7 protein-coding genes and 2 pseudogenes are annotated in these 8,224 nt (G+C 38.0%); 3 read left to right on the forward strand and 6 right to left on the reverse strand.

The window, feature by feature from the left end:
* Positions 1-284: pseudogene (locus B2X72_RS17490) on the forward strand (Na+/H+ antiporter); the annotation flags it as partial.
* A gap of 81 nt (positions 285-365) precedes the next feature.
* Here B2X72_RS17490 and B2X72_RS17495 read toward each other — a convergent pair.
* From B2X72_RS17495 to B2X72_RS17510, 4 genes are all read right to left on the reverse strand, one after another.
* Positions 366-632 carry a hypothetical protein gene (locus tag B2X72_RS17495; protein ID WP_145326743.1) on the reverse strand — a complete coding sequence of 89 codons (267 nt, stop codon included), beginning with the start codon at positions 630-632 and terminating at the stop codon, positions 366-368.
* A gap of 38 nt (positions 633-670) precedes the next feature.
* The gene (locus tag B2X72_RS17500) at positions 671-2,155 is read right to left on the reverse strand and encodes a serine hydrolase (RefSeq protein ID WP_286850892.1); all 1,485 of its coding nucleotides are present in this window, start codon (positions 2,153-2,155) and stop codon (positions 671-673) included.
* Positions 2,127-2,468, reverse strand: coding sequence for a serine hydrolase (locus B2X72_RS17505; protein ID WP_286850893.1), 342 nt, complete (start codon positions 2,466-2,468; stop codon positions 2,127-2,129). The genes B2X72_RS17500 and B2X72_RS17505 overlap by 29 nt, the downstream gene beginning before the upstream one ends.
* A gap of 336 nt (positions 2,469-2,804) precedes the next feature.
* On the reverse strand, positions 2,805-3,164 hold the full coding sequence (locus B2X72_RS17510) for a hypothetical protein (RefSeq protein ID WP_088161584.1): 360 nt from the start codon (positions 3,162-3,164) through the stop codon (positions 2,805-2,807).
* A gap of 204 nt (positions 3,165-3,368) precedes the next feature.
* On the opposite strand from B2X72_RS17510, the gene B2X72_RS17515 reads away from it, so the two are divergent.
* Together B2X72_RS17515 and B2X72_RS17520 are read left to right on the forward strand one after the other, a co-directional pair.
* On the forward strand, positions 3,369-4,028 hold the full coding sequence (locus B2X72_RS17515; RefSeq protein ID WP_088161585.1) for a FadR/GntR family transcriptional regulator: 660 nt from the start codon (positions 3,369-3,371) through the stop codon (positions 4,026-4,028).
* Between the two features lie 88 nt (positions 4,029-4,116).
* A complete protein-coding gene (locus tag B2X72_RS17520) occupies positions 4,117-5,328 on the forward strand; it encodes an MFS transporter (RefSeq protein ID WP_088163552.1) in 1,212 nt (403 codons plus the stop codon).
* 45 nt (positions 5,329-5,373) lie between these two features.
* Here B2X72_RS17520 and B2X72_RS17525 read toward each other — a convergent pair whose 3' ends face one another.
* Together B2X72_RS17525 and B2X72_RS17530 are read right to left on the reverse strand one after the other, a co-directional pair.
* Positions 5,374-7,245 carry a RagB/SusD family nutrient uptake outer membrane protein gene (locus B2X72_RS17525; RefSeq protein WP_145326745.1) on the reverse strand — a complete coding sequence of 624 codons (1,872 nt, stop codon included), beginning with the start codon at positions 7,243-7,245 and terminating at the stop codon, positions 5,374-5,376.
* 34 nt (positions 7,246-7,279) lie between these two features.
* Positions 7,280-8,224, reverse strand: a pseudogene (locus B2X72_RS17530) (TonB-dependent receptor); the annotation flags it as partial.

Consider the following 8,224-nt stretch of genomic DNA (forward strand, 5'->3'; position numbering starts at 1 on the left):
AGGCCCAAGTCGCCGTTGACAAGATTCGTAATGATTACGCGGACAAAGTTGAAAGTTTTCCTACCTTGAAGGATCAACTACAGAAGTATGAAAATCAACTGCGGAGCTCCGAGATCATCATTAATTACGCCGAATATCGTAAAATCTATATCGATATCCTCGAAACCCAGCGCATTTGGCTTATCAATAAAAACCGTGAGGAACTTTTATTGGACGAAGAGATCATTCGAAAACACCTTCGTTTACTAGATCTTCAGGAAGAAAGATTGAATATGAGAAGTTAGTTTATCCCTAGATCAGCCTAATGCTGTACATTAATGACCGACAATACCGTTTGAATTGTCGATCATTAATAGCTAATTTACTTAATCTTCATCCAAATAAATGTCGTGGACAACAAAACGAATATTTTTGCTAAACACCAACATATCCTCCACATCTTCAGAATCTATAGCATAAAGTGTTTCTACCCCACCTTCATCCAACAGTTCGGAATCTGGTATAAGTTCAAAAAAAGTGATTCCTTCAACAATGTATAATTCTTCAACTTTAATATATGATACATCCTGGCTTTTCCAAAGTGAGAGAATTTCCTTGGAAAACAATCGATAATTATTAGCTTGATTTGACATGGTCGCAAATTAGCAAAAAAAAACTCAATATATTTATGTCATAACGTTTCTAAAATCTTACTGACTTTTTCATTTTTAGGATTAATTTCAAAAACTTTTCGATAATTCTCTTTAGCGTTATCTATTTGTCCTGATTTCAGGTAGGCTTCCGCTAAACTATCATAAACATTTTCACTTTTAGGATATAGCATCGTATTCACTTTAAATATATCAACAGCTTGACTTATTTTATGCTGATTGAGCAGTTCATAACCTACGCCATTCAGGAAACCTTCTGAAAGCAAATCATTGGAACTATCCTGTTCTTTTGCTTTTTGATAAGCTTTTAATCCATCCTCGAAATTCCCTTCTAAAATAAGCTCCAGCGGAGTCCGGTCATTTGCATTGACTTTCGGATTTCTGGAATAAATCTTTTTATCGCGCAAAATCTGTACAAGCTCATATTGACCGCTTTCGGTATCCCTTGAAAATATGACGTTTACGTTTCGATCTCGCATAGCAAATGTATTTGCCGACACTTTAACCAATTCTACAGGCTTGTCTAGATTTTGGGCTGACATTAGCTTGCCATTTTGATTATAGACCCTTATAACACCATATCTTCCAGATCTATAACGTCCACTATTGTCATGTAGTTCTTGAGGACTTAGTGGCAAAATTTTATTTATTGGAGCTAGATAATTTGGCCATTGATAAGTTAATGCGACCGCTCGGACAAGTTCGTTGATAAATTCAGGTTTGTTTGTGTTCGTAAGAATAACTACTCCATCACCGCTTGTTTTATTTCCAATAAAATAGGAGCTAAAGCCTTCGTTCCATCCACCATGGCAAAAATAAGATGAGCCGTTATAATCTTCTAGGAATACACCTAATCCTATAATAGGTTCAATATAGGGACTTGTGAATTCTTCTGCCATCTTCTTAGAGATAACAAGACTACTTTTGCCATTTAAGGTCCGTTGAATATCGATTACGAATCTAGCGTAATCTTCTGCTGTTGACCATAGGCCCGCAGCCGCCTGTTCCGGGTAGACATGATATCTTCCTTCGACCTTTTTGCCATCCATCGTATAAGCCGTCGCCGCAAATTGTCTTTTCGATTCAGGAAGAGGCTGGGCAAAAGTGCTATTTTTCATACCCAAAGGTGAGAGTACCTTTTCTTCCATAATACTGCCATAATCTTTTCCTTCAATGTCAACGAGCATCTGTTGAAGTACCGTATACCCACCGCCTGAATATCGAAAATTTGAGCCAGGAAGTTTATCAACATAAACCATAGGTGTATTAGCTGGCTTTACACCACTCAGTACTTCAACAGCTGTAGGAATTGGGTCTGTTATCCGATAACCCGGGAATCCACTTACAGTAAGTCCCGCAGTATGGCTAACGATATTTTTTAGTGTAACATTTTCCCCTTTGGTCCAGTCATTTTCAGGTATTTTCCAAGATTTTAGGTACAAATTCACATCGACATTGGATTCCAACTTGCCAAGCTCAACTTCCTTCAGTGCGGCATATTGCACTTACAGGCTTGCTCATGGAGGCCACCTGAAATAAGGTGTTTGACCTGACAGGCGTTTTCGAATCGAGATCGGCAAAGCCATAAGTTTTGCTCCATAATACTTCAGAGTTTTTTATCACAGCGATGCTTACCCCTGGAACCTGATAGAATTCCATACGCGATATAATATTCCATGTCGGTTCACCCTCAAAACGAACAGGAGGTATTAGACTGGATTCTACATGAGAAATCTCATTTATTTTTTGATGGGTCGTTTGAGCAAATGCGGTTGACACTAGTATCGCAAAAATTCCAGTAATTGGTAAAGCTTTCATTTTATTTATGATCATTTAAATGGTAATACAAAGCTTCTATCCTATCAATCTTTAGCTTTGTAATTCTTCATTTTAATCTAATACCAATTTTATTGCCAAAAACATAAGTCGCTATAATACAGTTTGATATCATAGTGTTTTAATACGATCAATTTAATTAGCTAAGGGGTACCTCGATTTTCTAATATCGTCACCTGTCTACCTCATCCCATGTTCGCATGTAGCAGCCATCTTCATTGTCGTAGTAGGATCGTAAATAGAAGTTTCCTTTTGGTTGTATTGCGGAAAATATGAGCGGGGATACTAGCCCCGCTACATCATTTGATTAATTGATACTTAATGATTAGGATTACCATAGTAGTTTTGGTAATTCTGAATGGTAGCGCTAAACCATGCACCACAGCTACTATAATACATATCATTGGCTCCATAGCTGGTGTATGTTAGAACCTGAGTTTCGATCAACTGACCACTTGTATTATAGATACTCATCGTCAATCTACATAGCGTACGAGACTTTCCGAGCTTGATCTCTTTGGCTTCGCTCACAATATTCAAATTAGTTTTTCCAGTTTGTGATTCGTAAATCATTGATTTTTCAACAACGCTGTTGTCGACCGCTTTTGGACCTGTTTTTGCAAAAGTAGCAGATGACATTAAAGCCAAGGCTACGACGCTCATCATTAATTTTTTCATGTTTTTAAGTTTTAGATAAATACATTGGAGGACCAGCCTCTCTGTTAATTAATCCAAAACTGCTAATAAATTTAATTCAGCAAACCCTGTAATAAATATCTGTTGTAGTCGTAACAATATTCGGTTAGTTTGATCAAATTTTTGAAAATAAATAAGAATTTAAAAAATTCTACTACCTTTGCAATCATCAGATGATATGACTATATGAAGACTGAAGCTATCGTACGAAGATCCTTGGCGGAGGAAGTTGCCGCGGCAATAGAAGAAAAAATCAAATTGGGTGAATTTCCTGTAGAATCTAAACTTCCTACGGAACCAGAATTGATGAAGCAATTTGCTGTGGGCAGATCCAGCATTCGTGAAGCTGTCAAATATTTAAGTCAATCAGGCTATCTAAATGTGCAACAGGGGCTTGGTACTTTTGTCAAAAGTAGTACGGGTCATCATGCCCTTGATTCAAAAATTGAAAAAGCCAATTTTAACGATATTTTTGAAGTTAGACACGTATTAGAGTTGCGAATTATTGAAAAAGCAGCCTTAAATCGTACTTCGAAAGGTCTCAAAGATATGGCGCAGGCACTTAAAAATAGAGCTAAATATGCCGAAATGGGAAATTTGACCGCATGCGTTAATGCTGATATTGCCTTTCACAGTGCAATTGCTGAATCATGTGGAAATAGTATTTTGACCGCTTTATATACAACCTTGTCTGAGCATGTCAATAAGTTCTTCATGACTATTTATAAGGATACAGTCCCCTTCTTAACTTCACAACAGCAACACGAGGAACTGATGTTGGCAATTAAAGATAAAGAAGTGAAAAAAGCTGTTGATATTGCGAACCGAATTATCCAGCAACTGTAATTTTCCTGTAGCATATGCAAACTATCAATCTCAATATATTCTATTTTTATCAACTAAAACATCAGATGACCTGATGAATATTTCCTTTATGAAAACACAATCACTAAACCCGAGTGGATCTTGGAAAAGTTCCGAAACTGTCTATCCGATTTTATTTGCGATTAGTCTTTCACACTTGCTCAATGACCTGATTCAATCTGTCATCCCAGCAGTGTATCCCATGTTAAAGTCAAATTATGCCCTTAGTTTTACCCAAATTGGTATTATAACGTTAGTTTTTCAGCTTACCGCCTCTATTTTGCAGCCCTTCGTTGGTTTGTATACAGATAAAAACCCTACACCTCGGTCACTTGCCATTGGGATGTTTTTCTCTTTAGCCGGTTTGATATGCATTTCATTTGCGTCAAACTTTATTTACATTCTCCTTTCTGTAAGCCTTATTGGTATGGGATCGTCTATTTTTCATCCAGAAGCATCTCGAGTTGCTCATTTAGCTTCCGGCGGCAAAAAAGGGCTCGCACAGTCTATCTTTCAAGTCGGCGGTAATGCTGGTGGTGCAATAGGTCCCCTTCTTGTAGCGCTTATTGTTATCCCTTTGGGCCAACAATACATCGGCGTGTTTGGCGTATTGGCCATTATAGCCGTTATGATTCTTACTTACGTTGGTAATTGGTATCAAATACACCTCAAGCCTAAGACACAAACAACTTCTGTTAGTGCTCTAAAAGCTGACCTGCCGAAATCAAAAGTAATATTTGCACTTGTGATTTTATTGGTACTCATTTTCTCCAAATATTTTTACATGGCTTCAATGACCAGCTACTTCACCTTCTATTTGATCAATAAATTCCATGTTTCTGTTCAGGAATCTCAGATTTATTTATTTATATTTCTTGCTTCTGTTGCCGCCGGGACCATATTGGGTGGTCCCTTGGGAGACCGATATGGTCGTAAACTAATTATTTGGGTGTCTATTCTTGGAGCGGCGCCTTTCACCTTGCTATTACCTCATGTAGGACTTGGACTAACCATTATCCTTGCTATTATAATTGGTTTGATCATCTCCTCGGCATTTTCAGCTATCTTGGTTTATGCGACGGAGCTTATCCCCGGAAAGGTTGGTATGATTGCAGGCTTATTTTTTGGTTTTGCCTTTGGCATGGGGGGTATTGGATCAGCTGTGTTGGGCTGGCTCGCAGATCGTACTTCAATTGAATATGTATTCAACATCTGTGCTTATCTTCCACTAATTGGAATAGTTACAGGCTTATTGCCTAATATTACTCAAAAGAAAAATTAATTCTTTAAAAAGCCCTTCTTACTATTAAAGAAGGGCTTTTCAGTATTAATAACCTGGATTTTGAATTAGTTTAGTATTTCTATTTATCTCATCTCTGTGTATAGAGGTAAAATACATTTTGTCGTCCCAACTTCTATTTTCAATTCCTGGATCTATATTGGATACCACGTATTTATACGTGTAATTGCTCGGATCATATTTATAAATGGTTATTTTTTTACCATCTTTTAGTGTTCCCGTAATATTGATAATATTCGCCTTTCGGCCTAATGTCTCAGCGGCAATCATCCAACGTCTAGCATCAAAAAAGCGATGTTCTTCGTAAGCTAGCTCAATCCGACGTTCATTTCTATAACGGCTTTTTAATGCCGATCCAGTTTCGGTAATTGCGGGCATACCTGCTCTGAAACGAATTTTATTTAACCAAGTCTTAGCCTCCACATCTTCGCCCAACTCGATGCAAGCTTCTACATAGTTCAATACGGCTTCCGTATAGCGGAACAATGGCCAAGGAATACGTTGTCTTGTATTTTGGTCTTCCATCGCTGGATCTGGATCAGTAAATTTACGAATATAATAACCTGTTCGAGATCCATTCCAGTCTTCAATCGGACTCTTTCTTGTATCTAAGCCAAATTGAATCGTCTTTTGTCCCTGTCCATTTATAATTTCATATTGACCAGTCTGGATCTGATTATAAGGATCTCTTGTTTTAACATCAGCTGTCCTTGGTTTCCAATCAGCACCATCATAGAGTACAGTTGCTTTTAATCGTGGGTCCCGATTCTGATATGGGTTAGCCGCCATAGTGGCATTGGACCAATCAAATCGTTGACCAGATTGCGTTTCGTAATCATCAATAAGAAGTTGAATCGGTGTATTTCCTGCCCAGTTGTGATAACCATTTGGCCCATTGTCACGTCCTACCCAACCACCCCGCTCATCTTTTTCATCAATAAAAAACCTTCCTAAAATCAGATCTTTTATAGCTGACGCATCAGCCGATTTACTTCCACCACCCAGGGATAAAGCCATGTAATTTGCCGTACCATTATCTGATGATTCTGCAGCACTTAAATCAAGTTTGTACGCAAATTCACTATGATTTAGCACCTCTTTAGCAGCATTTTTTGCCTTCGTCCAACGCTCGGCTTGGTTACCGCTGGTGTACATTAAATATTCAGGATTTGTATATCCAGCTAACAAAGTAGACTTTGCTTTTGCTTTACTTGCATCATGAAGGTCACTAGCAGCATATAATAGTACTCTAGATTTTAAAGCTAATGCAGCTGTCTCACTTACACGACCTTTGATAAAAGTCGCAGTTTTCAATAAAAGTGAAGCACTATCAAGGTCACTCACGATCGCATTGACACATTCTTCATAGGTATTTCTTGAAACCATAAAATCGTTATCCGTCAGACGGCTTACATTTTTTACAAAAGGAACCCCACCGTAAAAACGCAACAATTGTTGATGATAGTACGCTCTAAAAAAATAGGCTTCTCCGAGTAATTTATTCGCTTTCCCTTTATCAAATTTTGGCTCAACCAGGTTCTTTATTGCAATGTTTGCGGCTCTAATACGTGAATACATACGGCCATATTCATAGGTATCCATGATATAACCCTGATCTGCCGGATTAGACCGCGATTCAGTGACGGTATTTATTCCACGATTTGGATGTGTAAATAAAGCCTCGTCTGTCATGGATGCCATTTCTTGCTCATAAAATCCGCCGACACCAAAACCATTGTAGATTTCGGTAACAAAGGCTTCGGATAACGCCGCGTCTGACCATGTTGTCTCATCAGGGATCTCATTAAGCGGCTTTGTATTGACAAAGTCGTCATTACAAGATTGCAGTGCAGATGACAGCACGAGTAATAAAACAGATATGTTTACAATTTTTTTCATTTTTTTACTTCATTAAATTTTTACCTAAGATGATCTAAAACGATAATAGTACCCCTGCGTTGATTAATCTCGCTTGTGGATAATATTGTCCTAAAGCATTAACAGCTTCTGGATCATACATTTTGATCTTGCTCCAAGTGATTAAATTCATGCCATTGGCGTATACTCGTAAGGAGCCTATACCAATTTTACTACAAATACTAGAAGGAAGATTATAACCGACCTCGACATTTTTCAATCGCAAATAGTCTGTACTTCGCATCCAATAAGTGTTATTGTACGAGTAATATTGATTGCTTCTGTCCGTCAACCTAGGATAGACACTACTTGGATTGCTAATACTCCAACGTTTTTCATAAAATTCTTCAAGGAAATTACCAATTGATCCCGATTCATCTGTTCCGACACGGATCTCTCCACCTGTAGCCCCCTGAAATAAGACCGAAAGGTCGAAATCTTTATAGCTCAAGCTAAAATTGAATCCGCCCTGGAAAGTTGGGTCACTGTTTTTGTCTCGTCTGACTTTATCATCTGGCGTAATTTTTCCGTCACCATTAAAATCTTGATACTTCATATCGCCTGGACGCAGGGTTTTTGTAATTGCACTATAGTCCAGTTTATTGTTGGCAATATCCTCCATATCACGGAATACGCCATCATAGACATAATAAATATCCGTCTTGATTGGTTTACCAGTGCTTTGCTGCCATGCTGGGGCACCTGGGGCCTCGTCCCAAAAGATAATTTTATTTTTAGCATAGCCTCCATTCACACCAAGGGTATATCCAAGCTCTCCTACTTTCCCTTTATAACCCAGATTAAACTCCCAACCTTTATTATCCACCTTACCAATATTCTCAGCCGGTAGTGTCATACCTGTGCTTTGAGGAACTGAGGCATTTCGCTGCCATAGAATTGAATTACGTCTATTTTTAAAAATATCAAACTCAAAATTTAACTTTCCTTGGAAAAATTGAAA

The organism is Sphingobacterium sp. UBA7253 (genome assembly GCF_002472745.1).
In the GTDB taxonomy this organism is placed as follows: Bacteria; Bacteroidota; Bacteroidia; order Sphingobacteriales; family Sphingobacteriaceae; genus Sphingobacterium; species Sphingobacterium siyangense.